This window comes from Actinoplanes sp. CA-252034, from assembly GCF_050956125.1.
In the GTDB taxonomy this organism is placed as follows: domain Bacteria; phylum Actinomycetota; class Actinomycetes; order Mycobacteriales; family Micromonosporaceae; genus Actinoplanes.
On sequence record NZ_CP191846.1, the window covers coordinates 5,207,514 to 5,233,549 of the forward strand.

Consider the following 26,036-nt stretch of genomic DNA (forward strand, 5'->3'; position numbering starts at 1 on the left):
CCGTGCAAGGATGGGGGGTGCCTTCCGCTGCGCTGATCCGGGTCGTTCCGACCGAGCGGTGGCAGCTCGCTCTGGAGTTCTCCTCCGGTGAGGTGCGGCTCTTCGACTGCTCGGTGGCGCGGCTGCAGCGGGAGCGCCCGGAACGGGACTGGTCGGCGCTGGCGTCGCCGGAGCGGTTCAAGCATCTCGGCTTCGGGCCGGAGCGGGTGTGGTGGCGTGACGGGCTGGCGCTGGACACCGAGTACCTGTACACGGCGTCGACCGCGCTGAAGGGTCGTGACCGGGAGAACCAGTTGCTGCGGGTGGCGTACCGCAATCAGGCGCCGACGCCGCAGCACCCCACCCATCACGTGTACTACGTGTGTGTGGTGCCGTTCGGGGCGCGGCCGTTCCTGCTCGGTGAGTCGATCAACGGCGGGCACGGCGAGATGGGCGGGTCGACGGCGCTGGGGCTGGCGGAGTTGCGTGCCTGGCGGGGCTGGCAGCGGCATTTCGAGCTGTCCGGGTGCGGGTGGGCCGTCCCGATGATCGGGGCGGACGAGCGGGCCGCCGTCGATGCGCTGGTGCGAGAGGTGTGCCGGCGTGCCGACACACCCGAGTCCGACACCGTGGGCTACGACTGGAAGACCCGCTCCCGCTGACCGGCGGCGGACTGCTCAGGCGGACGGGTCGACCAGGATCTTCGCGTGATGGTCGGCCTTGGCCAGGTCGTCGAAGGCGGCCGCCACCCCGTCCAGGCCGACGACACCGGTCACCAGCGGGCGGGGGTCGATGCGGCGGCGGGCGACCATCCGCAGCGCCTCCCGGAACTCGACCGGGTCGTAGCAGAACGAGAACCGCAGGTCGACCTCCTTGTTGCTGGCCATCGTGGGCCGGAACGTGTCGGGGCTCATGCAGACGCCCACGACGACGACACGGGACCGGAACGGGGCCCTCGTGACGATCTCCTCGATCACGCCGGGCAGTCCGACGCACTCGAAGACGACGGCCCCGCGCGGGCCCGCCCCGAGGCGCTGGGCGGCCCGCATCACCGTCCACCACGGCACACCGCGGACCCTCTGCAGGTCACGCAGGGCGGAGATGCCGGCGCCGTAGAGGTCGGTCGCCGACGTGACCAGGCCGGGGTCGTCCTCGATCACCGACCACGGGGACCGGGCCGCGGGGTCGACGACGACGTCCGCGCCACAGGTCCGGGCCAGCTCGCGGCGGGCCTCGGTGAAGTCGCTGGCGACGACCCGCCGTACCCCCGCCGCTTTGAGCATCAGGATGACGGCCAGCCCGATCGGACCGCATCCGATGACCACCGCGGTGTCGTTCTTCGCGACGTCGCCGCGCCGGACCGCGTGATGGGCCACCGCGAGGGGCTCGGTGAGGGCGGCGAGATCCGGCTCGACGCCGGCGGGCACCGGCATGGTCGCGTCCTCGGAGACGAGCAGACATTCGGCGTACGCCCCGGGCGCGCGCTCGGACATGCCGGTCATGTGCACCTCGTCGCCGTGCAGGATGAGCGGCAGCGAGACGACGAGCTGGCCGGGCCGCCACCGGCGGCGGCAGCCGGGCCCGTACTCGTCGACGGTCCCGGTGAACTCGTGGCCCATCACGACGTGGTGGGAGCGGCGCATGAAGTCCGGGTAGCCGACCTCGGCGGCGACGTCGGCGCTGGCCTCGGCGTCGTGGCGCACGTGCAGGTCGGAGCCGCAGATCCCGGTACGGCTGACCCGCAACCGCACCTGTCCGGGACCGGGCACGGGCGTCGGGACCTCGGTGACCTCGAGGGCTCCGTCATGGACGACGACGGCCCTCACGCGCGGGCCTCCGCACGGACGCGGGTCCACCGCAGGCCGTCGTCGAGCCCGGCCCGGTTGGTCGCCCACACGTCGAGGAGCACGTTCTGCCGGAACGCCCACGGGTAGCGCCGTCCGGCCCGGGGCATGATGTCGGCGGCCCGGGCCAGATATCCCGACCGCATGTCCATGAACGGCCCGGTCGGTCCGATCCCGGCCGGTACCACCGGCACCACGGCGTCGGACCCGGTGTCGAGCAGTTTGCGCAGCACCCGGGCCACCAGCCGGGCGGTGACGTCGGCGCGGACCGTCCACGACAGGTTGATGTAGCCGATGCAGACCGCGAAGTTGGGGATCCCGCTCAGCAGCGCCCCGTGGTAGGTGCAACTCTTCGACACGTCGACCGGCTCGCCGTCGACGCTGAGCACGACCCCGCCGAACAGCTGGATGCGCAGCCCGGTCGCGGTCACCACGATGTCCGCCTCGACGGTCTCCCCGCTGGTGAGGCGGATGCCCTCGGGCACGAAACGGTCGATGTGCCCGGTCGTCACCGACGCGTCCCCGGAGCGGACGGCCCGGTAGAGATCGCCGTCGGGGCGATGCACATCCGCTGCTCCCACGGGTCGTAGGGCGGCCGGAAGTGCTCGTCGACGATCCCGGCGTCGCCGACCGCGGCGACGGCGCCCTTGCGCAGCAGCGCGCGCATCCCGTTCGGGAAGCGGCGGCACGCCTGGAACAGCGCCCATTGGACGGCGGTGTTCTTGGCGCGGGCGATCCGGTGCACGGCCCCCGGGGCAGGACCTTCGTGAGGGTACGGGCGACCGCGTCCACCCTCGGCTGGGCCAGGACGTAGCTCGGCGTGCGCTGCAGCATGGTCACGTGGGCGGCGTCGCCCGCCATCGCCGGCACGAGGGTGACCGCGGTGGCCCCCGACCCGATCACCACCACGCGTCGGCCGGTGTGGTCGAGGTCCGCCGGCCAGAACTGCGGATGCACGATGGTCCCGGCGAAGTCCCCGGTGCCGGCGAACCCGGCGTCGTGCGGGTTCTCGTAGTCGTAGTAGCCGGTGCAGCCGACCAGGAAGCGGGTCACGTAGGTGACGGCCGCCCCGTCACGTTCGGCGGTCACGTGCCAGCGGGCGGCGGCGCTGTCCCAGTCGGCGGCGAGGACGCGGGTGCCGTACTCGATGAGCCCGGAGATCCCGCACTGCCGGGCGGTGTCCTCGACGTAGGCGAGCAGCTCGTCGCCGTCGACGATGGACCGCTCGCCCTGCCAGGGCCGGAACGGGAAGGACAGGGTGTAGATGTCGGAATCGGAGCGGACGCCCGGATAGCGGAAGAGGTCCCAGGTGCCGCCGAGCCGGTCGCGGGCCTCGACGATGGTGACGCCCAGCTCCGGGCAGCGCTCCCGGATCCGGTGGGCGACGTCGATCCCGGAGATCCCGGCGCCGACGATGAGCACGTCAACGTGCGTGTCCGACATGGCGGCCCCTCGCGTTACGAGCGTGTTTCACGCATCGTGCACGGGATGCACCCCGGAAACTTGACCCAGCCCGACAATCGCCGCGCGTGGCGCCTGCCCGGCATCCGCCGCCGGCCGGTCAGGGCGCCGGCAGGGCGCGGCGGGTGGCGCGCACGCGGCGGGGTGGGACGCCCCACCAGCGGTGGCAGGCCCGGCTGAAGGTGGCCTGTTCGGCGAAGCCGAGGCGGGCCGAGACGGCGGCGAACGGCAGGGTCGTCGCGGTCAGGTAGTGGCGGGCGCGGTCACGGCGCAGGTCGTCGACGATGCGGGCGAAGGTGGTGCCCCGGTCGGCGAGGCGTCGCTGCAGCGTGCGTGGGTGCAGGGCGAGCGCGCGGGCGACGGCGTCCATCGGGACGGCACCGAAGACCAGCATGCCGTCGACGACCGTACGGATCCGGCCGGCCATGTCGTCGGCATCGGGCAGCAGGGTACGCAGGTACGCCTCCGCGCGCTCCCGCAGATCCTCGTGGGCGCCGGCGACCGGCAGGGCCAGCAGCCGTTCCGGGACCCGCAGCAGCGACTCGGGCGCGCCGAACCGCACCGGCGCCCGGTAGAACCGCCGGTAGCACTCCGGATCCGCGGCCGGCTGATACGACAGGCGCACCTCGACCAGCCCGTACCCGTCACCGAAGAGCAGGCACAGCGCCCGGTGCAGAAAGCCGATCCCGGCGTCCATGGCCTGCACCGGCGGCGGGCCCTGCGGGTGGCCGCGGTAGCGCAGCGCGATGACGCCCGGCGCGCCGTCGGGGTCGGCGGCCCGGTCCACGCGCAGGGCGTCGCTGTGCAGGGTGAGGTAGCGCTCGGTGGCGGCCAGGGCGTCGGCCCCGGTCCGGGAGTTGGCCAGCATCACGGCGAGCGGGCCGAGGGTGTCGAGACCGTGGCGGGCGGCCAGGCGCAACCCGAGGTCGGGGCAGTCCAGGCCGTCGGCGGCCAGCTGCAGGAGGGCGGCCAGGCGCGACTGCTCGATCGGCAGGTCGTCGTGGTCGAGGACGGCGAGGTCGAGGCCGGCGGCGCGCACCATCGGCTCCGGGTCCGCGCCCAGCTCACGGACCACCTCGGCGAAACCGCGGATCCCGGCCGCGCGAACGGTCGCCATCGTGGCAGTCTCGGCACCGGCGGGCACACCGTCAACACCGGCGGCCGAATGTATCGCCTGGATAGCCGGAGCGCCCCTTACGATCGGGGCATGACGGTGACTTTGCAGGACATCCGCGACGCAGCCGGCCGCCTGGAGGGGGTGGCGCACCGGACGCCGGTGTTCCGCTCCCGGACCCTGGACGGGCGGGTCGGCGCCCGGGTGTTCCTCAAGGCGGAGAACCTGCAGCGGGGCGGCGCGTTCAAGTTCCGCGGCGCCTACCACGCGGTCTCCCGCCTCTCCCCCGAGCAGCTGGCCCGCGGCATCGTGGCCTACTCGTCGGGCAACCACGCGCAGGCTGCCGCCCTGGCCGCGCGGGAGCTGGGCAGCACCGCGGTGATCGTGATGCCGGCCGACAGCCCGGCCGCGAAACTCGACGCGGTCGCCGGGTACGGCGCGGAGATCGTCACCTACGACCGCTACACCGGGGACCGGGCGGCGATCGCGACGCGGCTCGCCGGAGAGCGGGGGCTGGCGATCGTTCCGCCGTACGACCACGCCGACATCGTGGCCGGTCAGGGCACCGCCACCCTGGAGCTGCTGGACCAGGCCGGCGAGCTGGACGCGATCGTCGTGCCGGTCAGCGGCGGCGGCCTGATCGCCGGCAGTGCGATCGCCGCGAAGGGGCTGTACCCGGGTATCCGGGTGATCGGGGTCGAGCCGGAGGCCGCCGACGACACCCGGCGCTCGCTGGCGGCGGGGCACGTGGTCCGCATCGACCAGCCGCACACCATCGCCGACGGTCTCGCCGTCCCGTCGCCCGGCGAGCTCACCTTCGCGATCAACCGGGAGCTGGTCGACGAGATCGTGGTGGTCAGCGACGACGAGCTGCGGGAGACGATGCGGTTCGCCGTGGACCGGCTCAAGCTGGTGCTGGAGCCGAGCGGTGCCGCCGGGCTGGCCGCGCTGCTCGCCGGGCGGATCGGCCGGGTCCCGGCGCGGGTCGGGGTGATCCTGTCCGGCGGCAACGTGGGCGCGGCCCGGCTGGCGCAGTTGCTGGCCTGACCGCGCTGCCGGCCCGAATACGCCGCCGGCTTGACCGCGCTGCCGGCCCGACCGCGGCTCGGACTTGACCGCGCTGCCGGCCCGACCGCGGCGGGCGGCCTGCCAGCGGCGGGCGGGACGGCGGATAGGGCGCCGGTCAACCGGCGGGCACCGGCACGGCACGCCGGGCCGGGATGACCGAGCCGAGCTGCAGGCTGCGGTTGTCGCCCCAGCACCACAGCCCGTGGTCGGTGCGCACGCCGCACATGTGCTGGTAGCCGCCTCCCAGACTGAGCCAGGAGTCCGTGCCGATACGGACGGGCTGTCGCCGGTTCTCGACGGTGCCGTCACCGACCTGGCCGCGGGCGTTGACACCCCAGCACCACAGGCTCGCCCCGGCCCGGATGCCGCACGCGGCCAGGCTGCCGACGGCGACGTGCCGCCAGTCCCGGTCGCCGGTGACCAGCTGCGGCGTCTCGATCCCGTCGCCCCAGCACCGGAGACGACGGTCCGTGCCGAGGGCGCACGACCGGTCGCCCTTGACGTGGATCGAGGCGACGCCGGTCAGGCCGATCGGGTCGTTGCGGTCGGCGCCGGGGGCGTCCCCGCGCTGCCCGGAACCGTCGAAGCCCCAGCACCACACCCTGCCCCCGGTGTCTCGCCCGCAGGTGTGGCCGTCCCCGGCGGCGACCTCGGCCCAGGTCGTCGCGATCTCCCGGCGCGACCGCACGGGCGTTCTCGGGGTGGTGGTGACGCGGTTGCCGAGCACCTCACCGGCGTTCCGGCCCCAGCACCACAGGGTGCCGTCGTCCCGGACGGCACACAGGTGCCCCTCGCCGACGGTGACGCCGGTCCAGGTCACGACATCGCCGACCCGCTGCGGCACGGTGACCGTGGCGCCCCGCGGCAGCAGGCCCCAGCACCACAGGCCGCCGTCGTCGCGTACGCCGCACGTCGCGTTCGTCCCCACCACGACCGACCTCCAGGCGCCGCCGCCGCGGACCTGCCGTGGAACGGCCCGGCCGGCGGTGGTGCCGTCGCCGAGCTGGCCGTGCGTGTTGCCGCCCCAGCACCAGGCCGTCGCGTCGGTACGCCGTGCGCAGGTGTGGCTCTCGCCGGCGCTGACGTCGGCCCAGTTCCGGTCCTCGCCGACCGGCCGCGGGGTGACGCTCACCGACGACGGGGCGCTGCCGCCGTCGCCGAGCTCGTGCCGCATGTTGTCGCCCCAGCACCACACCCGGCCATCGGTGGTCAGCCCGCACGTGTGCACCCCGCCGGCGCTGATCGCCCGCCAGGTCAGGTCGGCGTTCACCCGTACCGGGACGGGGGAGCCCACCGTGGTGCCGTCGCCGAGCTTGCCCTCGGCGTTGTCGCCCCAGCACCAGGTGGCGCCGCCGGTGCTCAGCGCGCAGGTGTGAGCGCCCCCGTTGGCGGCCGACGGGTCGCCGGCCGAGACCGACGCCCACGACGTTCCGGCGCCGATCCGGACGGGCCCGGTGCGGTCGGTGTCGGTGCCGTCACCGACCTGCCCGTCGCGGTTGGCGCCCCAGCACCACAGCGCCGCATCGCGGTCCACGCCGCAGGTGCGCCCGTCCTTGGCGCTGACCACGGCCCAGGACGAGGACGTGCCGACCCGCAGGGGCGGGCCCACCTCCGGGTCGTCGGAGGCGTTCTCCCAGCACCACAGGCTGCCGGGGGCCCGGAGTCCGCAGGCGCCGCCGCCGTCGACGGTCACCGCGGTCCAGTCGGCGTCGGCGCCGACCCGCTGCGGGGTGCGGCGCCGGATCGCGGCCGCATCGGTGACGTCACCGGACCAGTAGCCGCCCCAGCACCACAGGCTGCCGTCGGCCCGGACGGCGCAGGTGGTCTGGCCCGCCACGTCGACCGATCTCCAGGTGGTCCCGGCACCGACCTGCACCGGGTGCTCCCGTGTCGTGGTGGACGCGCCGATGCCGAGCTCACCGTCGGCGTTCTCACCCCAGCACCACAGGGTGCCGTCGGTACGGGTCGCGCAGGTGTGGGTGTAGGCCGAGGCGACGCTCGCCCAGGCGCGGCTGTCCCCGATGCGGACCGGTCGGCCGGTGTCGGCGCCGCCCGGCCCGATCGTGGCGCGCCAGTTGACCCCCCAGCACCACAGGGTGCCGTCGCTGCGGATGGCGCAGGAGGTGCCGCCCTCGCCGGCCACGACGTAGGTCCAGGTCAGGGTGTCGGCGCGGGCCGGCACGGCAGGCGACGTCACGAGCAGGACCAGGACCACCGATGTCACGAACGCCCGCATGGATATCCCCCGGAACGGATTTCTCCCCCTCGTTCTACGCCCACGACGCGAAGTGCTCAGGGGTGTTCCTCAACACCAACCGCGAGGGGACCATTGATCAGGCAAGCTGACAGGATGAACGACGTCCGAGCACCGCAGGTCCCGCCTGCGGACGTCACGCAGTTGGTCCACGTCGCCCGGCAGCCGATCTTCGACGCCCGGGGCGTCGTGGTCGGCTACGAGCTGCTGTTCCGGGGCCGTCTCGACGACGTCGAGGCATCACAGCGTGACATCTCGGCCACCAGCCAGGTGATCGTCGCCGCGTTCACCGAGTTCGGACTGCCCGAGGTTGTCCGTGACCGGCTGTGCTTCATCAACATGACCCGCGAGTTCCTGGTCGGCGAGCTGACCCTGCCGATCGGCCCGGAGCAGGTGGTCCTGGAGGTCCTGGAGTCGATCACGATCGACGACGAGGTGCTGGCCGGGGTCACCGCCCTGGCCGAGGCCGGCTACCGGATCGCGCTCGACGACTTCGTGTGGGGGCTGGGCCACGACAAGCTGTTCAGCATCGCGTCCTACGTCAAACTGGACCTCCTCGACGGCGACCTGAGCCGGCTGGAGGAGACGATCGCGGTGTGCCGGCGGTACCCGCAGATCCAGCTCGTCGCCGAGCGCCTGGAGACCGAGGCGCACCTGGCACTGGCCGAGAAATACGGATGCGAGCTACGGCAGGGGTACGCACTGAGCCGTCCCCACGTGCTGACCACCCACACGCTGTCGGCGTCGAAGCTGCGCCGGCTGGAGCTGCTGGCCCTGCTGCACGCCGCCGACACCGACTTGAAGAAGGTCAGTGATCTGATCTGCACCGATCCGGCCCTGGCCATGCGGGTGCTGCGGGCCACCAACAGCGCCGCGGCCGGGCTCCCCCAGCGGCTGTCGTCGGTGCCGCAGGCCGTGGTGCTGCTCGGCATCGCCAAGATCCGCCAGTGGGCGGCGCTGATGATCGCCAGTGAGGTCACCGGCGCCTCCGAGGAGCAGCTCACCGAGGCGCTGGTGCGGGCCCGGTTCTGTTACCGGCTGGCGTCTGAGTTCAGCGTGGTGCCGGAGACCGCCTTCCTGCTCGGCCTGCTCACCGGTGTCGCCGACCTGGTCGGGATGCCCCGCGCCGACATGGTCGAGCAGATGCCGCTCTCCGACGAGCTCTCGGCGGCTCTGCGCGGTGACGGCAGCCCGCTGCAACGGGTGCTGGAGGCGGTCGAGGCGTACGAGAACGGCGGCATTCCCGCGGTCTCCTCGGTCAGCCTCGGATCGACCTACCTCGACATGCTGCGCTGGTCCAACCGGCTGGTGTCCGACTTCCCCGGCTGAGCTCACCAGCCGGGCGGCAGCTCCTGGAACAACGGCGGCTCCTCCTCGTCGGTGCGCAGGACGGTCACCGGTGGCGCCTCCCAGACGGTCACGGTCGCGAGGACCAGCGAGAGCCGGTCGTTGCGCTTCTCGACGCCGGTCACGGTCATCGCGGCGTGGCGTCCATCGCTGGTACGCACACACGACTCCACACCGGTCCGGGCCAGCTCCGGGGTGATCGTGAAGCCGTACTCGCTGGCCGCCAGGCAGGAGTGGTAGGTCGCGGACTTGTCGGCCAGCTCCCCGCCGCCGGTCTCCTCGACCCCGGCATCGGCGAGCACGACGTCGCAGCGTTCCGCGCAGCCGGCCGCGCCCCGGTCGGCGGTGCGCGCGTCGAGGTCGAGGGGGACGCCGGGGACCATTCGCACCTGCTCGGGGCCACGGCGCACGACCGGCGGGGCCTGGAACCCGGTGAGGATCAGGGCCGGCGCGACGGCCTGGACGGCCGCGGACGTGCCGGCGACCCCGGCCAGGGTGACGCCCCAATGGCTCCGGACCGGACTGAACAATCCAGCCACAATGATGATCGCACCGACAACACCACCAATAAGGGCACGGAAGTTGAAAAGTGGGAGCATCCTCTGACTTTCGAGCCTGCTTCAACGACCCGCAAAACAAAAAGTGGCGCAATTCCCCTGAGGCGTGAGGTCAGCCGACAATCAGGGGCATGCGCGCGGCCCGGCTGATCACCATGGTTCTCCTCCTGCAGTCGCGGGGCATGCTCACCGCCGCGGAGCTGGCGGCCGAGCTGGAGGTGTCGGAGCGGACCGTCTACCGTGACATGCTCGCGCTGTCGGCGGCCGGGGTGCCGGTCTACGCCGAGCAGGGGCGCTCCGGCGGATACCGGCTGGTCGGCGGCTACCGGACACGGCTGACCGGGCTCAGCCGCGAGGAGGCGGAGGCGCTGTTCCTGGCCGGGTTGCCCGGTCCGGCCCGGGACATGGGCCTGGACGAGCCGGTGCAGTCGGTGCGGCGCAAGATGCTGGCCGCGCTGCCCGAGGGGTTACGGGAGGCGTCGCAGCGGGCCGGCCAGCGGTTCCACCTGGACGCGCCGGGCTGGTTCGACCGGGCCGATCCGCCCGAGCACCTGGCCGGGCTGGCGCAGGCCGTCTGGCAGGACCGGGTGCTGGCCATGCGCTACCGGCGGCGTGACGAGGAGGTGTCGCGTGACGTCGAGCCGTACGGGCTGGTCCTCAAGAACGGGGTCTGGTATCTCGTCGGCCGGGTGGGTGAGGACCTGCGCACCTACCGGGTGGACCGGATCACCGGCGTCGAGCCCACCGGTGACGGGTTCACCCGTGACCCGGAGTTCGACCTGCCGGGGTTCTGGGCGCAGCGGGCGGCCGAGTTCGTGCGGCAGATGCTGCGCGAGACGATCACGATCCGGCTCAGCCCCGACGGGTTGCGCTCGCTGCGGTTCGTCGCCGATCCGCCGGCGGCACGGGAGGCGCTCGACTCCGCCGGCGAGCCGGATCCGGACGGGTGGGTACGGACCCGGCTGTCGGTGGAGTCACGGGACGTCGGTTACACGTACATGCTGGGGCTCGGCCCGGAGGTCGAGGTGCTGGAGCCGCCCGAGCTGCGGCAACGGCTCGCCGACGCCGCGCGCCGTCTCGGGGAGCTCTACCGGTAGCCGGTCACGTCGGCCGGTCTGCCGGCGTCCTGCACCTCCACCACGTAGCGCCACGCGTCCGGGCGGCTGCCGTCGACGTCGGTGAGGTCGTAGGCCTCGGCCAGGTCGAAGCTGGAGACCGACCGGCCGTTCCAGCGGTCCCGCCCGGGGTCGGCGGCCAGGGCGGCGATGCCCCGGCCGATCAGCGCCGGGCTCTCGGAGATCGCGAAGTGCGGCTCCTTCGTGCAGGCGTCGCGCCAGTTCTGCTCGGTGACGCCGAAGGTGTCCAGCATCAACTCCGAGCGCAGCCAGCCCGGCGTGACGTTGACCGCGGTGGCGCCGTGATCGGCCAGCTCGTGCGACCAGGTGAAGGCGAGCCGGTTGACCGACCACTTGGCCAGGTCGTAGAAGACCGACAGCCGGTAGTTGGCCGCGTTGTAGCCGGTGGCGCCGTCACCGACCTCGATCACCAGGCCGCCGGGGTTACGGATCAGCAGCGGCAGCGCGTAGTGGCTGGTGATGATGTGGGTGTCGATCGCCAGCCGCAGCAGCCGCAGGCCCGGCTCCAGGGGCTGCTCCCAGACCGGCTTGTGCCAGGTGGTCAGCGGATCACCGCCGAAGATGTCGTTGACCAGCACGTCGAGCCGGCCCTGCTCGCTGTCGATCCGGGCGACCAGCTCGGCGACCCGGTCGTGGTCGAGGTGGTCGACGGCCACCGCGATTCCGGTCCCGCCGGCCTCGGTGATCATGTCCGCGGTGTCCTCGATGGTCTCCGGGCGCCCGTACTCCGAGCGGGCGGCGCGGGTGCTGCGGCCGGTCGCGTAGACGGTGGCGCCGGCCGCTCCGAGCTGCACCGCGATCTGCCGTCCGGCGCCGCGGGTCGCCCCGGCCACGAGCGCCACCTTCCCGGTGAGTGGTTTCGTCGTCATGGCTTCGACACTGTCGTAGAACCCTGACAGGGTGCGTCCGGTTTCCGGACGTCATCGTGACCCCGCGGTGGACAGGGCCCGAGCTCACCGGATCGCCCCCGGCCGGGACGTGCTCTACGGTGGCGTCGATGACATCGACGAGTCTTGCGGTCCGGCGGATCGGATTCGGCGCCATGCACCTGCCCACCACGCCGGCGGCCGCCCGCGAGAACGCGAAGGCGGTGGCCCGGCGGGCGGTCGAGCTGGGCGTGCCCCTGATCGACACCGCCCATCTGTACGGCGGCGGCGCCAACGAGGAGTTGCTGGCCGAGGCGCTGCACCCGTACCCCGACGGGCTGTTGATCACCACGAAGGTCGGGGTCGCCCGGACCGGCCCGGACGGCGAGTGGCGGCTCGACGGGCGGCCGGACGTGTTACGTGACCAGGTCGACCAGGCGCTGCGCCGGCTGCGGCTGGACCGCATCGAGCTCCTGCAACTGCACCGGATCGACCCGGAGATCCCGCTCGCCGACCAGGTCGGCACGCTCCGCGATCTCCGCGAACAGGGCAAGGTCAACCTGATCGGCCTCTCCGAGGTGACCGTGGAGCAGCTGGATCAGGCGCGCGACATCGTGGAGATCGCGAGCGTGCAGAACCGGTACAACGCGCTCGACCGGGAGCACGAGCCGGTCCTGGACGCCTGCGAGCGGGCCGGTATCGCGTTCCTGCCGTGGCGGCCGGTCGCGGCCGGTGCCACCGGGACGAACCCGGCCTTCGCCGCGGTCGCCGCCGAGACCGGAGCGACCGCCACCCAGGTCGCCCTGGCCTGGCTGCTGCACCGCTCCCCGGTGATGCTCCCGATCCCCGGCACCGCCCGCATCGGGCACATGGAGGAGAACCTCGCCGCCGAGCGGGTACGGCTGACCGAGGCCCAGTTTCAGCGCTGTGGCCGGTGATAGCGCGGCGCACCGGGATCGTGCATGGCGCCGCGGTAGACGCCGTGGCGCGCCTCGGAGATGAAACCGTCCAGCTCCGGCATGCCCATCCGGGTCGCGACCGCGATCTCCGCCTCGGCGTCGTAGGGCACGCGGACGAACTGGACCGAGAACGGCGCCGGCGCCCCGGAGCCCAGCCGCCCTTCGACGATGACGTAGACCGGCGTCGGGTCGTTCATCGAGTCCGCCCGCTGATCACGAAGTCGTGGCTGAACGGCAGCGCCCGCAGCCACTCCCCCTGGCCTGGCCCGAGCTGGGCCAGCCACCAGGCCAGTGCCTCGCTGTCGTGGGTGCGCCCGGGGTCCGGCAGGAAGTCGTCCCAGTTGCCAAGGATGTTGACCGCGCACCGCCGTCGGCACACGTCGATCACCTCACGGCCGCGCGGGCCCTTGCCGACGTAGTCGCCGAGGTTGTAGATCAGCTCGATGCCGCGGGAGTCGATGTCGGCCAGGACCGCCTCGAGGGCGGTGAGGTTGCCGTGGACGTCGGAGATCAGCGCGATGCGGTCCGCAGAGTTACCCACTGCGAAGATCCTAGTGCGGGACAATGACGGGGTGACCAGCCCGCCACCACCCGCGGCGAAGCCGACCGCCGCCTTCGTCGGCGCCTCCTGGGCCGCGCTGGTCCTCGGCGTCGTCGCGTTCCTCGTCGGCCTCTGGAACGCCGCGATGGCGCGCAGCGAGAAGGGCTTCTACGCGGCGGTGCTGGTCCTCGGGCTGTTCGCCGCGATCTCGCTGCAGAAGTCGGTGCGCGACCGGGCCGAGGGCATCCCGGTGACGGCCCTCTACCTGGGCCTGTCCTGGGCGGTCGTCGGCATCGCCATCGTGATGCTGGTGGTCGGGCTGTGGAGCAGCACGCTGCTGCTGAGCGAGAAGGGCTTCTACGGTCTCGCGTTCGCGATGACGCTGTTCGCGGCGGTCGCCGTGCAGAAGAACGTCCGCGACACCCTCCAGCACCGGGAGCCACCGTTGCACGGCGACCACCGCTGACCGCTCAGCCCAGCCCCGCGTAGGCGGCACGGACCGCGGCGGCCACCATCGGCGGGGTCACCCCGGGGACGGTGTCCTCCAGGGCGCCGACGGTCGCCGGATCGAAGTCGTAGCCCAGCTCGGCGTAGGCGGGCGTCAGCACCTCGCGGAGCCGGGCCGCCCCGCTGACCTGGATGACCGTGCTGAACAACCAGCCGTCGCGGGTCACCCGCTGGGCCGAGCCGACGATCTTGGCGCCGCCCGCGTTGATGCTGTACTCGCCGGGACAGTACTCACCGGGGACCGGGCCGATCCGGGCCTCGGCGCCGAGACCCACGAGCACGTCGGCGTGCATGGCGGCGAAACGTCGGAACCGCTCGACCGGCTCCAGGGGCTCCCCGGCGGCCCGGTGCACGTGGTCGACGACCACGCTGCCCGGATGATAGGCGGCGAGACTGCCGCCCTGCGGGCGCACGACAGGCAGAAAACCGTGCCGTCGTACGGCGTCGGCCGCCCGCTGATAGCCGGGACGCAGCGTGTCCCGGCGGCTGAACGCGGCGGTCGGCTGCGGCGAGTAGACACGCAGGATGTCGTGGGCGTCACCGAGACCGTCGCGCAGCAGCCGCGGCCCGAGCGCCATGTCGTACGCCGGGTCGCCCTCGGAGTCCACCTCGACGAACGTCACCCCGACGATCTTACGAGGCCCGGTAGCGGTCGTTCGCGGCGAGCACCTCCAGCTGCGCTCCGGCCCGGTCCCCGGTCACCGGGTCGAGGCGGCGGTTCACCCCCGGGCGCCGGCCGGACCGCCGGATCCGCGAGACCGGGTCCACCCGTAAGGGACCGACCAGGGTGCGCAGACATTGAATCCGGTCGCTGGGGCTGACACTGTCGGCGGGGTGAATGTCACTCGGGGGGAGACACACCATGCCTAGTCGTCGCACAGTTCTGGCCGGGTCGGCCGCGGCAGCGCTCGCCACCGGGATCGGGGCCGCGTCACCGGCCGAGGCGTCGTCCGGCGGGCTCGACCGGGCCGCGTTGCAGGCCGCACTGGACCGGGTCGTCGCCACCGGCGCGACCGCCGCGCTGGCCCGGGTGGACGGCCCGTCCGGCACCTGGCAGGGCGCCAGCGGCGTGGTCGAGCTCGGCCGCCCGGCCCGCCCGTCACCCGGCGGGCAGTACCGGGTCGGCAGCATCACCAAGACCTTCGTGTCCACCGTGATCCTCCAGCTCGCCGGGGAGCGGCGGCTCGACCTCGACGACTCCCTCGAGCGGTGGCTGCCGGGCGCGATCCCGAACGGCTCCCGGATCACCATCCGTAACCTGCTGCAGCACACCAGCGGCATCTTCGACTACACCGAGGCCCTGTTCGCGACCCTCGAGGATGTGCTGCGAGCCCGGTATACGACGTACCGGCCGGAGGAGCTCGTGACGCTCGCCGCCGCCCGGCCGCCGGTGTTCGAGCCGGGCACGGCGTGGGCCTACTCCAACACCAACTACGTGCTGCTCGGGCTCATCGTGCGGAAGGTCACCGGGCGGGCGTACGGGCGGGAGGTCGACAGGCGCATCCTCAGGCCGCTCCACCTCGACGGCACCGACGTCCCGGGCACCGACGTCACGATCGACGGGCCGCACGCGCACGGGTACGAGCCGGTCGAGCAGGACGGCCGGCCGGTGCCCGTCGACTTCACCGACCTCAACCCGTCGATGGCGTACGCGGCCGGGGAGATCGTCTCCACCACGGCGAACCTCAACCGCTTCTACCGCAGCCTGCTCAGCGGCCGGCTGCTGCGGCGGGCGCAACTGGCCGAGATGCTCACCCCGGTCGGCGAGCTCGGCTACGGCCTCGGCATCTACCGGCAGCCGCTGCCCGGCGGCCCGACACTGTGGGGACACAGCGGTGGCATCTTCGGGTTCGTCAGCTACTCGTTCTCCACGCCGGACGCGTCGACCCAGCTGAGCATCTCGATCAACCCGTGGATCGGTGACGTCGGGCCCGCGATGACCGACCTGGCGCTACTCGCCTTCGGAGTGACCGCGCCCGCCGCCCTGCGGGCGGCCACCCCGTTCCCGGTGCTGGGGATGCGCCTCCCGCCGGCCTGATCCGGCATCGTCGGCGGGCGCCCGGCCGGGTGCCCGCCGGCAGCGCCGGTCAGTGCGGGAACGCAACCCTCGGACGGGGCTCGACCTCGTCGCGGAACCGCTCGATGAGATGGCTGACCTCGAGCATGTGCTCGGTGCCGCGGATCCGGTCGAGGTACAACGACCGCGCGGCCAGTCCGGGCAGATCGAAGGTGAAATACATCGCCATCAGCGGATTGACGAACAACGGCGATCCCTCGGTACGGTCGTCGAGCGCCACGTTCCCGGCGGCTCCGGTGAGCGCCGCGGCGATCTGCCCGTTGACGATGCTCGACCGGCCCGGCGTCTCGGCCCGCGCGTGCTCGACCGCGTCCCGGTAGAGCGCCGCCTCCCGGCCGTGCGTCGGCACGGTGAACGCCCCCAGATAGGCCCCGTCGCGGTCCAGGGCTGCGATGTTCTCCAGCACCTGGACGTGGTTGACGCCGTGGTAGGCGTCCACACCGAACCCGATCGACGCCACCAACCGGGTCGGCACCGGAGTCGACGCCACCGCGGCGAGGCTCGTCGCGTCCTCGACAGGGGTGCCCAGGGCCGCCTCGTCACCGCGCATGAGGATGTCCGTGCCGCCGTCGACCAGGACGATCGCATCGAGGCCGAGCCGCTTCACCAACCGCCGGTACGCGCTGCGCAGGGGCCGGACCCCGGTGCGCGGGAACGCGTACACGGTGGCGGGCAGCCCCTGCCGGTCCAGCCAGCGGGCCAGTGCCCGCTCCGGGAAGTACTCCTGGTGCGAGGCGGTCTCCGCGGTGATCGACGCGACGCCCCGGTCCACCCAGACGCTGCGGTCCAGTTCGTACAGGTTGACCAGCGACAGGCTCCCGAAGTGGACCGTGCGGCCGGCGTCTCGCAGCGCCAGCCCCAGCGGAAGCCCGGCGTAGACGTCGAACCCGCCGCCGGCGCCCGCGATGAGCACCCGCCGCGAATCAGCCAGCGCCTCGAAGAACGGCAGTCGCCACATCGCGCCATGATCGCCCCGCCGCCGCCCGTCCGCATCCGTATTTCAGCCGGCCGCGGCGGCCGCGGAGGCCTCGATCGACTTGCGCAGGGCGGGCCCGATCGGCCCGCTGACGTCGGTCAGCTCCTGGATGCGCCGCTTGGCCTCGCGACGGGCCCGGCGGCTGAGGACCAGGCCGAGGTCTCCGGCGGCCACGATGGCCACCAGCGCGGCGTCGGCGGGCTCGACGCGGCTGATCGGGTCCTTCAGCGCGGAACGGACGCGGCCCAGCAGCTCTTTGCGGGCGCGTGGGTCACGGAGGGTGACCTTCGTGGCGGGGAAGATCCCGAGGATGCGGTACGGTTCCACGCGCGCCCAGCCCTCGTCGCCCAGTTGCGTGCGCACTGCGACGACGGTGGCGCGCTGCCGGCGGTCCACCCAGGACTGCCACTTGCGCGGCCGGGAGCCGGCGATGTCGTCGAGCAGGGTTGCCAGGACCGGGTCGGCGCACGGCCGGCGTCCGCCCGGGGTGGCCCGGCCGCGCTCGTCGGTGAGGTGGCCCTGGAGATAGAGGTCGGCGAGAGCCGCCGCGCGGACCATGGCACCGAGATTGGTGCCGATTCGCACGCGGCCCTTGGCCGGGTCATGAGCCAGCAGGAAGATCCGCTGGGCAAGGCTGCCGGGGACGGTCATCACTTCTCCTCATCGTCTGCGTCCGGCGGGGCGTAGCCGGCATCCGGACCGGTCGAGCCCGTGCCCGCCCCCGTCGAGTCGGCATCCGACGGGGAGGGGTCGACATCCGGACCGGTCGGGTCCGCGGCGGGATCGGCGTCCGCGGTGGGGCCGGCGGGGCCGGCGGCGGCGGGGTCGGCGGCGGGTGGGCGGCCCGGTCCTCGCATCCGGCCGACCCCGCCCGGGAGCCGGCCGGCGTCGCCCAGCGCCTTGCGCAGCAGGTACTCGATCTGGGCGTTGGTGCTGCGCAGCTCGTCCCCGGCCCACCGTGCCAGGGCGTCGTGCACGGTGGGGTCGAGGCGGAGCAGGAGCTTCTTGCGCTCGGTGGCCATGGGATCAGGAGTAGAGGGTGCCCGTGTTGACGACGGGCTGGGCGTCCCGGTCGCCGCAGAGGACGACCAGCAGGTTGCTGACCATGGCGGCCTTGCGCTCCTCGTCGAGCTCGACGACGTCGTGCTCGGTCAGCCGGGCCAGTGCCAGCTCGACCATGCCGACCGCGCCCTCGACGATCCTGGTCCGGGCGGCGACGATCGCGTTGGCCTGCTGGCGGCGGAGCATGGCGTGGGCGATCTCCGGCGAGTAGGCCAGGCGGGTCAGCCGGGACTCGATGATCTTCACTCCGGCGGCGTCGACCCGTACCCCGATCTCCTCGGACAGTCGCGCGGTGATCTCGTCGGCGTTGTCGCGCAGCGACATCAGGTTGGTGTCGTGGGAGTCGTAGGAGTAGCTGTTGGCGATGTGCCGCACGGCGGTCTCGGTCTGGATGGCGACGAACTCGATGAAGTCGTCGACCTCGAAGACGGCCCGTGCGGTGTCCTTGACCTGCCAGACGACCACGGCGGCGATCTCGATCGGGTTGCCGTCGGCGTCGTTGACCTTTAGGACGTCGGTCTCGTGGTTACGGATGCGGGTGGAGATGCGGCGCCGGTTGGTGAGCGGGTTGACCCAGCGGAGCCCGTCGGTGCGGACGGTGCCGGTGTAGCGGCCCAGCAGTTGCAGGACCCGGGCCTCGCCGGGGGCGACCGGGGTGAGGCCGGCCAGGGCGATGACGGCGCCGAGCACGAGCAGGACGCTGACGCCGAGCAGGCTGAGCACGGCGGTGACGCCCGACTGCTGGACGGCGACGGCGAACACCGCGACGGCCAGCAGGATCACCGCTCCGGCGATCGCGAGGACGGGCCATCCGGAGGCGTCGCGGGCGGTGCGCTCACGCACCTGCGGAGCAGGAAGGTCGAGGTGTTCGGTCATGTGGGCCTCCCCGTTCGTGGTGATGGCGCCACACTATCAATGTGATATCACTTTTTCAAGGCACTGTTCGCCGACAGTGAACGCTGGAAGAAGGGGGATCCGGCCACGGTTGAGCCTGCCGTACTCAACTTCCCGGAGGTAACCGTGAGCAAGCGACTCCCCGTGCTCTTCCTCGACGACATCGTCCTGCTTCCGGGCATGGTCGTGCCGGTGCAGCTCGACGAGGCCGCCCAGGCCGCCGTCGACGCGGCCGTCACCTCGGCGGCCTCCGAGCTGCTGATCGCGCCGCGGCTGGAGGGGCGTTACGCGTCCTACGGTGTCGTGGCGAGCGTCGAGCAGGTCGGCAAGATCCGTGGTGGCTCCCCGGCCGCCGTGCTGCGCACCGGGCCCCGCGCCAAGATCGGCAGCGGCGTGACCGGGCCCGGCGCGGCGCTGTGGGTGGAGGCCGAGCCGGTTCCCGCCGACAAGCCGTCCGAGCAGGTCCGTGAGCTGGCCGCCGAGTACAAGAAGCTGGTCGTCTCGGTGCTGCAGAAGCGCGAGGCGTGGCAGGTCATCGACTCGGTCAGCGCCATCGACGACCCCAGCGACCTGGCCGACACGGCGGGCTGGGCACCGTACCTGTCCGGCGACCGCAAGCGCGAGCTGCTGGAGACACCCGACGTCGAGGCCCGGCTGCGGCTGCTGATCGACTGGACCCGGGACTTTTTGGCCGAGTCCGAGGTCAACGAGACGATCGAGAACGACGTCCGCGAGAACGTCGAGAAGCGCAACCGCGAATACCTGCTCCGCGAGCAGCTCAAGGCGATCCGCAAGGAGCTCGGCGAGGGCGAGGCCGACGGTAGGGACGACTACCGGGCGCGGATCGAGGCGGCCGACCTGCCCGAGGCGGTACGCGAGACCGCGCTCCGTGAGGTCGACAAGCTGGAGCGCGCCGGCGACCAGAACCCGGAGGCCGGCTGGATCCGCACCTGGCTGGACACGGTCCTCGATCTGCCGTGGAGCGTGCGCACCACCGACAACACCGACCTGGAGGCGGCCCGTGCCGTCCTCGACGCCGACCACCACGGCCTCGACGAGGTCAAGGAGCGCATCGTGGAGTACCTGGGCGTGCGCGCCCGGCGCGAGTCACGCGGCCGGGAGACGGTCGGCGGGCGTGGCTCTGGTGCGGTGATCCTGCTGGCCGGTCCGCCCGGGGTCGGCAAGACCTCGCTCGGCGAGTCGGTCGCGCGGACACTGGGCCGTAAGTTCGTGCGGGTCGCTCTCGGCGGCGTGCGGGACGAGGCGGAGATCCGCGGGCACCGGCGCACCTACGTCGGCGCGCTGCCGGGCCGGATCGTGCGGGCCATCCGCGAGTCCGGCTCGATGAACCCGGTCGTGCTGCTCGACGAGGTCGACAAGGTGGGCAGCGACTACCGGGGCGACCCGGCGGCCGCGCTGCTGGAGGTGCTGGACCCGGCGCAGAACCACACGTTCCGTGACCACTACCTCGACCTGGACCTGGACCTGTCGGACGTGCTGTTCATCGCGACCGCCAACGTCCTGGAGACGATCCCGCAGGCGCTGTTCGACCGGATGGAGCTGATCGCGATCGACGGCTACACCGAGAACGACAAGGTCGCCATCGCCCGCGACTTCCTCATCCCCCGGCAGCTCGAGCGCGCCGCGCTCGAACCCGGCGAGGTGACGGTCACCGAGGGCGCTCTGCGCGAGATCGCCGCCAACTACACCCGGGAGGCGGGGGTACGGTCGTTCGAGCGCCTGCTGGCCAAGGCGTTCCGCAAGGTGTCCCTGAAGGAGCTGCCGGCCACCGTCGACGCCGCTGACCTGAAGGACCTGATCGGCCGTCCCCGGTTCACGCCCGAGTCCGGTGAGCGGACCGCGGTTCCCGGCGTGGCCACCGGCCTGGCCGTGACCGGGATGGGTGGCGACGTGCTCTACATCGAGGCGTCGCTGCTGCCCGGCACCACGCCGGGCCTGTCGGTCACCGGCCAGCTCGGCGACGTGATGAAGGAGTCCGCGCAGATCGCCCTGTCGTACGTGCGGGCGCACGCCGGTGAGCTGGGCATCTCCCCCGAGCAGCTGGACCACCCGATCCACCTGCACGTGCCGGCCGGCGCGGTGCCCAAGGACGGGCCGTCGGCGGGCGTCACGATGACGACCGCGCTGGTGTCGCTGCTGCTGGGCCGCAACGTGCGCGCCGAGATCGGGATGACCGGCGAGGTGTCGCTGACCGGGCGGGTGCTGCCGATCGGCGGGGTGAAGCAGAAGCTGCTCGCCGCCCAGCGGGCGGGGCTCACCGAGGTCTACATCCCGCGGCGCAACGAGCCGGATCTGGACGAGGTGCCCGCGGACGTGCGGGAGGCGCTGACCGTACACCTGGTCTCGGATGTGCGCGAGATCCTCGGGAGCGCGCTGGAGGCGGTGACCTCGGACGCGGTCGCGGCGGTCTGATCCTTCTCAGTCGTCGAAGGACGCGTGGTAGCCGGTGAACCGCCGGCGCTGCGCGTCCAGCTCCGGCGAGCCGGTCGGGTAGACGTGGTCGAACAGCTCGACCGGCTGCGGGTCGGGCATGGCGAGCACGCGTTCGCGCAGGTCGAGGGCGGCCTTTCCGGCGTCGTCGTCGACCTGCGCGAAGAAGTCGTCGCCGGCGATCCGCTGCTTGACCAGGAAGGCCCGCAGCCGGCTGATCGGGTCTTTGGCCCGCCACGCGTCGACCTCGCTCGCGATCCGGTAGCGGGTGGGGTCGTCGGAGCTGGTGTGCGCGCCCATCCGGTAGGTGTAGGCCTCGATCAGTCGCGGTCCCTGCCCGTGCCGGGCCTGATCGAGGGCGGCGCGGGTGACGGCGTAGCTGGCCAGCACGTCGTTGCCGTCGACCCGGATGCCGGGGAAGCCGTAGCCGGCCGCGCGCCGGTAGAGCGGCACCCGGGTCTGCCGTTCGGCCGCCGCGGAGATGGCGTACTGGTTGTTCTGGCAGAAGAAGACGATCGGGGCGTGGAAGACACCCGACCAGACGAACGCCTCGTTGACCTCGCCCTGGCTGGAGGCCCCGTCGCCGAAGTAGGCGATCACCGCCTCACCGTCGGCCGAGCCGGTCCCGCCCTCCATGGTCACGCCCATGGCGTAGCCGGTGGCGTGCAGGGTCTGCGAGCCGATGACGATCGTGTACTGGTTGAACTTGAACTCGTTCGGATCCCAGCCGCCCTGGTCCACGCCCCGGAACAGCCCGAACGGCATGATCGGGTCGATCCCCCGGCAGTAGAGCACCGCGTGCTCGCGGTAGGTGGGGAACGCCATGTCCCGCGGCCGCAGCGCCCGACCGGAGCCGACCTGGGCCGCCTCCTGGCCCAGCAGGCTCGCCCACAGGCCCAGCTCACCCTGCCGCTGCAGGGCCACCCCCTCGGCGTCGAGCCGGCGCACGGTGACCATGTCCTGGTAGAGCCCGCGGAACTCGTCGTCGGTGAAGTCGACCGAGTACGTCACACCGTCCGGGCCGGTGACGCTGTCGACGTGGTCACCCTCGGGATTCAGAAGCTGGACGAAACCGTCGGCACCGTGTTGGTCCACGCATGGACCGTAACGGTCAGCGGCGCCCGCTGGCCAGCGCGATCAGGAACTGGCCGCCGCCGGTGTCCACGGTCGCCGTCACCGGCAGGCCCGGCACCAGTCGAGAGAACCGGTCGACCAGCCAGTCCGCCGCCTCCTGGGCGTCGCGGCGGCTCGGGCTGCGGGCCACCAGCTCGCGGCCGCCCTTGCGCTCCAGGCGCTCGGCGACGGTGATCAGCGGCGCGGGCTCCACCACGTTGAGCCGGTCCGGCCAGGCGATGACCACCTTGACCGCGCCCTTACGGGTGTTGCAGGCGCGGTGGGCGAGCCGCTCGGTGACCTTGGCCTTGCGGTCGGCGGTACGGCTGTCGACGCTCGGGCCACGCGGATCGTTGACCGACTTGTCCGGGTCGACCGGCTCGTCACACACCCAGCAGCGCCAGCCGTCGCGTACGCCCACGTCCTCGAGGAGACTCACCCGGACAAGCTATCCCATAGGCGTTTGCCTATTCCGTGTATGGTTGCTGCTTCCGATGAGGGGAGACTCGGTGCGGACGAGGGACTCGATCGCCATCGCGGTCGCCGCGCTCTCCATCACGGCGTCGTTCGTCATCGCGAGCCTTCCGATGCCGGTTCCGGCCCCGGTCCCGGCCGAGGGGCTACCCCACGTCGTCGTCGTGATCGATACCGGCGGCGGGTGGGACTGTCCCGACGAGGCTGCCGACAGCTGACCCGCGGCGGGCCGCCCGGCGGAGCTGCTTCGCCGCGTACATGGCGGCGTCGGCGGTGCTGAGCAGCGTCGACGCGTCGTAACCGCAGTCCGCGGCCAGACCCAGGCCGATGCTGCAACCGGCGGTCGCCTCCACGGCGCCGGACGGCAACCGCAGCACGTAGGGCTGGTCGACGGCCTCCTGGATGCGCCCGGCGAGCAGGCCGGCCTCCGCCGCCGACGTGTCGGTGCAGGCGATCACGAACTCGTCGCCGCCGAGGCGGGCCGCTATGCCGTGCAGGCCGGCCGTATCCGACAGCCGCTGGGCCGCGGTGATCAGCAACTGGTCACCGGCGTCGTGGCCGTACGTGTCGTTGATCGCCTTGAACCCGTCCATGTCGATGAACAGGACCGCCACGTCGCTGCCGTCCTGCCGGCACCGGCTCAGCGAAGCTCCCAGGGTCTCCATGAAGTAGGCGCGGTTCGGCATGCCGGTGAGCACGTCGGTCTCGGCCTGCATCCGGATCCGCTGGAACAGCAGCGCCTTCTCCAGGACCAGGCCGCCCACGTCGACGAGGTGGTCGAGGAACGACCGGGCGTCGGTGCCGTCGGCCGGGACGCCGGTGAGCAGCAGGCGGCCGGCGCTCGGGTCCTGCGTGCCCAGCCGCAGCGACAGGGTGCCCTCCGGGACGCCGGGCAGGCCGTCGCCGAGGATCCGGGGCCACTCGGCGCCGCCACCCGCGGCCAGCTCCTCGCCGTACACGTCGGTGAGGTAGACGGCCGCTCCGGCGACCGGCACGTGCTCGATCATCGTGTCGACGATGTTGCGGGCCGCGGTGATCACGTCGACCATCCCGGCCAGGCCCGCGGTCACCGTGTTGAGCCGCTGGAGCCGCCGCAGCTGGTCCTGGGTGCGCCGGTAGAGACGGCCGTTGTCGATGGCCAGCGAGATCCGGCTGACGACCGCGATCAGCTCCTGGGTGTCGGCGTCGTCGAACGGGCGCTCGTCGGTCCGGGCCAGCAGCAGGTAACCGAGGTGCTCGCCGCGGACGGTCAGCAGCCCGTACGCGACGTGGGACAGGCCGTTGGCAGCGAGCCAGCCGGGCGCGGGGACCTGCTCGACGGATGCGGCGGTCACCGGGCGGCCCGCGGTGAGCAACCCGGCGGCCGGGGGCTCGTCCACCGTTCCGGACGGCAGGTGCCGTGCCGCGATGCCCCACTGCGCGGCCACCCGCAGACTCGCGTCGGCCGGGGTCAGGACGACCGCGATGTCGGCGTCGAACAGCTCCGCGACGTCACACACCGCGCATTCCAGCACGTCGTCGACCTCGGTGACCTTGCCGAGCGCGGTGACCAGCTGGGCCAGCCGGGTGGCGCGGGCCAGGGCGCGGGCCGAGATGGCGCGGGATTGGGCCAGCTCGGCGCGGAGCCGGCGGATCTCGTCGTCCCCGGCCGTGGTCACCTCCCCCATGATCAGAACGCGAGGACGACGACGGTGGCGTTGTGGAATCCGGTCGAGCCGGTGACCCGGGCGAACTCGCCGTAGGTGAAGAATCCGGCGAACGGCACCGCCTCCAGCCGGTCACGGATCGCGGCGGCCTCCTCGGCCAGCGCCTCGCCGAGGGGCGGGACGCGGCCGGCGCAGCTGAACACCAGAGCGCCGCGGGGTGGGCCGCCGAGCCGCCGGACCGCGGTGGCGGCGGCCGAGCCTGCGGCGTCCAGCAGCTCACGCGGGTTGCCGGCCAGCACCTGGACCACGGACTGTTCGCTGACGTGACCGAACATGACCAGCGCGCCCTCCGGCGTACACCCGAGGATGTGCCGTCCGTCGAAGGTGCCCGCGGCGTTCGCGAGCCCGAGCGGATGGTCGAAGGTGAGCCGGGCGAAGGTGGGGGCGTCGCCGTCGCCGGGTTCGCCGGCCGGCAGCTCTCCGCCGCGCTGGCTGAGGTAGGCGTCGACGGCCGGAAGGCCGTCCAGCTCGTGGATGATGTTGGCCTCGGCGCGGGTCACCGTCATCGGATCGCCGATCGGGTGCCAGCCGTGCGCGACGCCGATGCCGAGTGGATGCGGCGAGTTGATCCAGACCGCGACCAGGCTGTTCGACATCAGTTTGCCGTCGGCGAACTGGTAGGTCGCCCGCATCGAGAGATCCTCGGACGCCGCGCCGCCGACCAGCGGCACGGTCGCCCCGGTGACCGCGTAGCTGCCGCGGACCACCTCACGCTGATCGCCGGCGAGCCCGTCGGAGAGCATCATCAGCACCGAGTGCTCGCCGTCCCCGCCGGCGCGTTCGCGGGCCAGCTCGGTGACGCGGCGTGCGGCGCCGCGCAGATCGCCGCTGACCGAGTCGGCGGCGGCCACGCCGAAGGTGAGCTCGGCGGCCGGCAGGTAGAGCGCCACGACGCCGGCGGTGAGGGTGGCGGCGGCGGTGAATCCGGCGAAGGCGGTGCAGCCGACGACCTGCGCGGGCGCCGCCGCCTCGGCCACCGCCTCGAAGAACCGCAGCGGGTCGTAGCCGACCGTCGCGTGCACGATCACCAGGTCGGCGGGCTCGGGCGTACGGCCGCCGAGCGCCGCCGTCACGCACTCCCGGGCCGCGGCCTCCGGGTCGGCCTGGGTGCTGCTGCCTTGGCCGGCGCGGCGCCGGTCGCTGTCGTCCACCATGATCGCTCCCGGTCCCGGCACGGCCGTCCGACCGCTGCTCCTCGACTCCTATCGGCTCGGCGGGCGCAGGGTTGACCGTTTGTCAGTGGTGAATCACGGTGCAGCCGTTCGCCGGGTCGGTCGTCGAGGCGATGACGGCGTCGAGCCGGTCACGGGTGCGGATCAGGTCGGCGATCTGCTCGTCGATGCGGGCGCGCTCGGCGGCCAGGCGGGCCTGGGACTCCGGGGTGCTGACCCTCGCGTCGACACAGGGCAGCAGCTCAGCGATGGTCCGGCTGGACAGGCCGGCCCCGTAGAGCATCTGGATGAGCTGCACCCGGTCGACGGACGGCTCCGGATAGTGCCGCTGGCCGCTGTCGCTGCGGCCGGCCGCCAGCAGGCCCTGCTCCTCGTAGTAGCGCAGGGCCCGGACGCTCACCCCGGCCCTCGTCGCCAGCTCTCCGATGCGCACAGTGACCCCCACCATAAAAGTTGCCTCTGACGTCAACGTCAGGTC

General features: G+C 72.7%; 26 protein-coding genes and 1 pseudogene. 8 read left to right on the forward strand and 19 right to left on the reverse strand.

Features of this window, described 5'->3' with window-relative positions:
* Positions 1-17: 17 nt before the first annotated feature.
* A complete protein-coding gene (locus tag ACQPZW_RS23815) occupies positions 18-641 on the forward strand; it encodes a hypothetical protein (RefSeq protein ID WP_433797139.1) in 624 nt (207 codons plus the stop codon).
* Between the two features lie 15 nt (positions 642-656).
* Here the strand turns inward: ACQPZW_RS23815 and ACQPZW_RS23820 are convergent, their stop codons facing one another.
* The 3 genes and pseudogenes from ACQPZW_RS23820 to ACQPZW_RS23830 form a co-directional block, all read right to left on the reverse strand.
* Positions 657-1,805, reverse strand: coding sequence for a zinc-binding dehydrogenase (locus tag ACQPZW_RS23820; protein WP_433797140.1), 1,149 nt, complete (start codon positions 1,803-1,805; stop codon positions 657-659).
* A pseudogene (locus ACQPZW_RS23825) lies at positions 1,802-3,266 on the reverse strand (flavin-containing monooxygenase). Before ACQPZW_RS23825 ends, ACQPZW_RS23820 begins: the two are co-directional and overlap by 4 nt.
* A gap of 118 nt (positions 3,267-3,384) precedes the next feature.
* Positions 3,385-4,401 carry an AraC family transcriptional regulator ligand-binding domain-containing protein gene (locus ACQPZW_RS23830; protein ID WP_433797141.1) on the reverse strand — a complete coding sequence of 339 codons (1,017 nt, stop codon included), beginning with the start codon at positions 4,399-4,401 and terminating at the stop codon, positions 3,385-3,387.
* Between the two features lie 90 nt (positions 4,402-4,491).
* Between ACQPZW_RS23830 and ACQPZW_RS23835 the strand changes: the two genes are divergently transcribed.
* Positions 4,492-5,445: a pyridoxal-phosphate dependent enzyme gene (locus ACQPZW_RS23835; RefSeq protein ID WP_433797142.1), complete on the forward strand. Its 954-nt coding sequence runs from the start codon at positions 4,492-4,494 to the stop codon at positions 5,443-5,445.
* Between the two features lie 136 nt (positions 5,446-5,581).
* Here the strand turns inward: ACQPZW_RS23835 and ACQPZW_RS23840 are convergent, their stop codons facing one another.
* Complete coding sequence (locus tag ACQPZW_RS23840; RefSeq protein ID WP_433797143.1) at positions 5,582-7,702, reverse strand: hypothetical protein; 2,121 nt, start codon at positions 7,700-7,702, stop codon at positions 5,582-5,584.
* Positions 7,703-7,816: 114 nt separating this feature from the next.
* On the opposite strand from ACQPZW_RS23840, the gene ACQPZW_RS23845 reads away from it, so the two are divergent.
* A complete protein-coding gene (locus ACQPZW_RS23845; RefSeq protein ID WP_433797144.1) occupies positions 7,817-9,049 on the forward strand; it encodes an EAL and HDOD domain-containing protein in 1,233 nt (410 codons plus the stop codon).
* A gap of 2 nt (positions 9,050-9,051) precedes the next feature.
* Here the strand turns inward: ACQPZW_RS23845 and ACQPZW_RS23850 are convergent, their stop codons facing one another.
* The gene (locus ACQPZW_RS23850) at positions 9,052-9,597 is read right to left on the reverse strand and encodes a hypothetical protein (protein ID WP_433797145.1); all 546 of its coding nucleotides are present in this window, start codon (positions 9,595-9,597) and stop codon (positions 9,052-9,054) included.
* Positions 9,598-9,755: 158 nt separating this feature from the next.
* Here ACQPZW_RS23850 and ACQPZW_RS23855 point away from each other — a divergent pair, with 158 nt between their 5' ends.
* Positions 9,756-10,721 carry a helix-turn-helix transcriptional regulator gene (locus ACQPZW_RS23855; protein WP_433797146.1) on the forward strand — a complete coding sequence of 322 codons (966 nt, stop codon included), beginning with the start codon at positions 9,756-9,758 and terminating at the stop codon, positions 10,719-10,721.
* Here ACQPZW_RS23855 and ACQPZW_RS23860 read toward each other — a convergent pair.
* Positions 10,712-11,629: an SDR family oxidoreductase gene (locus tag ACQPZW_RS23860; RefSeq protein WP_433797147.1), complete on the reverse strand. Its 918-nt coding sequence runs from the start codon at positions 11,627-11,629 to the stop codon at positions 10,712-10,714. The two genes, ACQPZW_RS23855 and ACQPZW_RS23860, sit on opposite strands and share 10 nt — an antisense overlap.
* Before the next feature lie 128 nt (positions 11,630-11,757).
* Here ACQPZW_RS23860 and ACQPZW_RS23865 point away from each other — a divergent pair, with 128 nt between their 5' ends.
* Entirely contained in the window at positions 11,758-12,564 is an 807-nt protein-coding gene (locus ACQPZW_RS23865) for an aldo/keto reductase (RefSeq protein ID WP_433797148.1), read from the forward strand.
* Here ACQPZW_RS23865 and ACQPZW_RS23870 read toward each other — a convergent pair.
* Both ACQPZW_RS23870 and ACQPZW_RS23875 read right to left on the reverse strand, forming a co-directional pair.
* Entirely contained in the window at positions 12,546-12,782 is a 237-nt protein-coding gene (locus tag ACQPZW_RS23870) for a hypothetical protein (RefSeq protein WP_433797149.1), read from the reverse strand. The genes ACQPZW_RS23865 and ACQPZW_RS23870 overlap by 19 nt on opposite strands.
* Entirely contained in the window at positions 12,779-13,126 is a 348-nt protein-coding gene (locus ACQPZW_RS23875) for a metallophosphoesterase family protein (RefSeq protein WP_433797150.1), read from the reverse strand. Before ACQPZW_RS23875 ends, ACQPZW_RS23870 begins: the two co-directional genes overlap by 4 nt.
* Before the next feature lie 31 nt (positions 13,127-13,157).
* Here ACQPZW_RS23875 and yiaA point away from each other — a divergent pair, with 31 nt between their 5' ends.
* The gene (yiaA, locus tag ACQPZW_RS23880) at positions 13,158-13,592 is read left to right on the forward strand and encodes an inner membrane protein YiaA (protein WP_433797151.1); all 435 of its coding nucleotides are present in this window, start codon (positions 13,158-13,160) and stop codon (positions 13,590-13,592) included.
* A gap of 4 nt (positions 13,593-13,596) precedes the next feature.
* Here the strand turns inward: yiaA and ACQPZW_RS23885 are convergent, their stop codons facing one another.
* Together ACQPZW_RS23885 and ACQPZW_RS23890 are read right to left on the reverse strand one after the other, a co-directional pair.
* Positions 13,597-14,256 carry a lipoate--protein ligase family protein gene (locus ACQPZW_RS23885; RefSeq protein WP_433797152.1) on the reverse strand — a complete coding sequence of 220 codons (660 nt, stop codon included), beginning with the start codon at positions 14,254-14,256 and terminating at the stop codon, positions 13,597-13,599.
* Positions 14,257-14,266: 10 nt separating this feature from the next.
* On the reverse strand, positions 14,267-14,401 hold the full coding sequence (locus ACQPZW_RS23890; protein WP_433797153.1) for a hypothetical protein: 135 nt from the start codon (positions 14,399-14,401) through the stop codon (positions 14,267-14,269).
* A gap of 94 nt (positions 14,402-14,495) precedes the next feature.
* Here ACQPZW_RS23890 and ACQPZW_RS23895 point away from each other — a divergent pair, with 94 nt between their 5' ends.
* Positions 14,496-15,671 carry a serine hydrolase domain-containing protein gene (locus tag ACQPZW_RS23895; protein WP_433797154.1) on the forward strand — a complete coding sequence of 392 codons (1,176 nt, stop codon included), beginning with the start codon at positions 14,496-14,498 and terminating at the stop codon, positions 15,669-15,671.
* A gap of 49 nt (positions 15,672-15,720) precedes the next feature.
* Here the strand turns inward: ACQPZW_RS23895 and ACQPZW_RS23900 are convergent, their stop codons facing one another.
* Genes ACQPZW_RS23900 through ACQPZW_RS23915 form a run of 4 tightly spaced genes read right to left on the reverse strand, consistent with a single transcriptional unit; the run spans position 15,721 to position 18,624 of the window.
* Complete coding sequence (locus tag ACQPZW_RS23900) at positions 15,721-16,668, reverse strand: DUF1152 domain-containing protein (protein ID WP_433797155.1); 948 nt, start codon at positions 16,666-16,668, stop codon at positions 15,721-15,723.
* Between the two features lie 42 nt (positions 16,669-16,710).
* Positions 16,711-17,337: a GOLPH3/VPS74 family protein gene (locus ACQPZW_RS23905; RefSeq protein ID WP_433797156.1), complete on the reverse strand. Its 627-nt coding sequence runs from the start codon at positions 17,335-17,337 to the stop codon at positions 16,711-16,713.
* A complete protein-coding gene (locus ACQPZW_RS23910; RefSeq protein ID WP_433797157.1) occupies positions 17,337-17,708 on the reverse strand; it encodes a hypothetical protein in 372 nt (123 codons plus the stop codon). Before ACQPZW_RS23910 ends, ACQPZW_RS23905 begins: the two co-directional genes overlap by 1 nt.
* A 4-nt stretch (positions 17,709-17,712) precedes the next feature.
* Complete coding sequence (locus ACQPZW_RS23915) at positions 17,713-18,624, reverse strand: SPFH domain-containing protein (RefSeq protein WP_433797158.1); 912 nt, start codon at positions 18,622-18,624, stop codon at positions 17,713-17,715.
* Between the two features lie 198 nt (positions 18,625-18,822).
* Here ACQPZW_RS23915 and lon point away from each other — a divergent pair, with 198 nt between their 5' ends.
* Positions 18,823-21,075 (forward strand): endopeptidase La, encoded by a 2,253-nt coding sequence (gene lon, locus ACQPZW_RS23920; protein ID WP_433797606.1) that lies wholly within the window; start codon positions 18,823-18,825, stop codon positions 21,073-21,075.
* 6 nt (positions 21,076-21,081) lie between these two features.
* On the opposite strand, the gene pdhA is transcribed toward lon, so the two are convergent.
* From pdhA to ACQPZW_RS23945, 5 genes are all read right to left on the reverse strand, one after another.
* Positions 21,082-22,188, reverse strand: coding sequence for a pyruvate dehydrogenase (acetyl-transferring) E1 component subunit alpha (pdhA, locus tag ACQPZW_RS23925; RefSeq protein ID WP_433797159.1), 1,107 nt, complete (start codon positions 22,186-22,188; stop codon positions 21,082-21,084).
* Between the two features lie 16 nt (positions 22,189-22,204).
* Positions 22,205-22,645 (reverse strand): hypothetical protein, encoded by a 441-nt coding sequence (locus ACQPZW_RS23930; RefSeq protein WP_433797160.1) that lies wholly within the window; start codon positions 22,643-22,645, stop codon positions 22,205-22,207.
* Between the two features lie 181 nt (positions 22,646-22,826).
* A complete protein-coding gene (locus ACQPZW_RS23935; RefSeq protein WP_433797161.1) occupies positions 22,827-24,338 on the reverse strand; it encodes a diguanylate cyclase domain-containing protein in 1,512 nt (503 codons plus the stop codon).
* Positions 24,339-24,349: 11 nt separating this feature from the next.
* Positions 24,350-25,540, reverse strand: coding sequence for an FIST signal transduction protein (locus ACQPZW_RS23940; RefSeq protein ID WP_433797162.1), 1,191 nt, complete (start codon positions 25,538-25,540; stop codon positions 24,350-24,352).
* 82 nt (positions 25,541-25,622) lie between these two features.
* Positions 25,623-25,991 carry a MerR family transcriptional regulator gene (locus ACQPZW_RS23945; RefSeq protein WP_433797163.1) on the reverse strand — a complete coding sequence of 123 codons (369 nt, stop codon included), beginning with the start codon at positions 25,989-25,991 and terminating at the stop codon, positions 25,623-25,625.
* Positions 25,992-26,036: the final 45 nt, after the last annotated feature.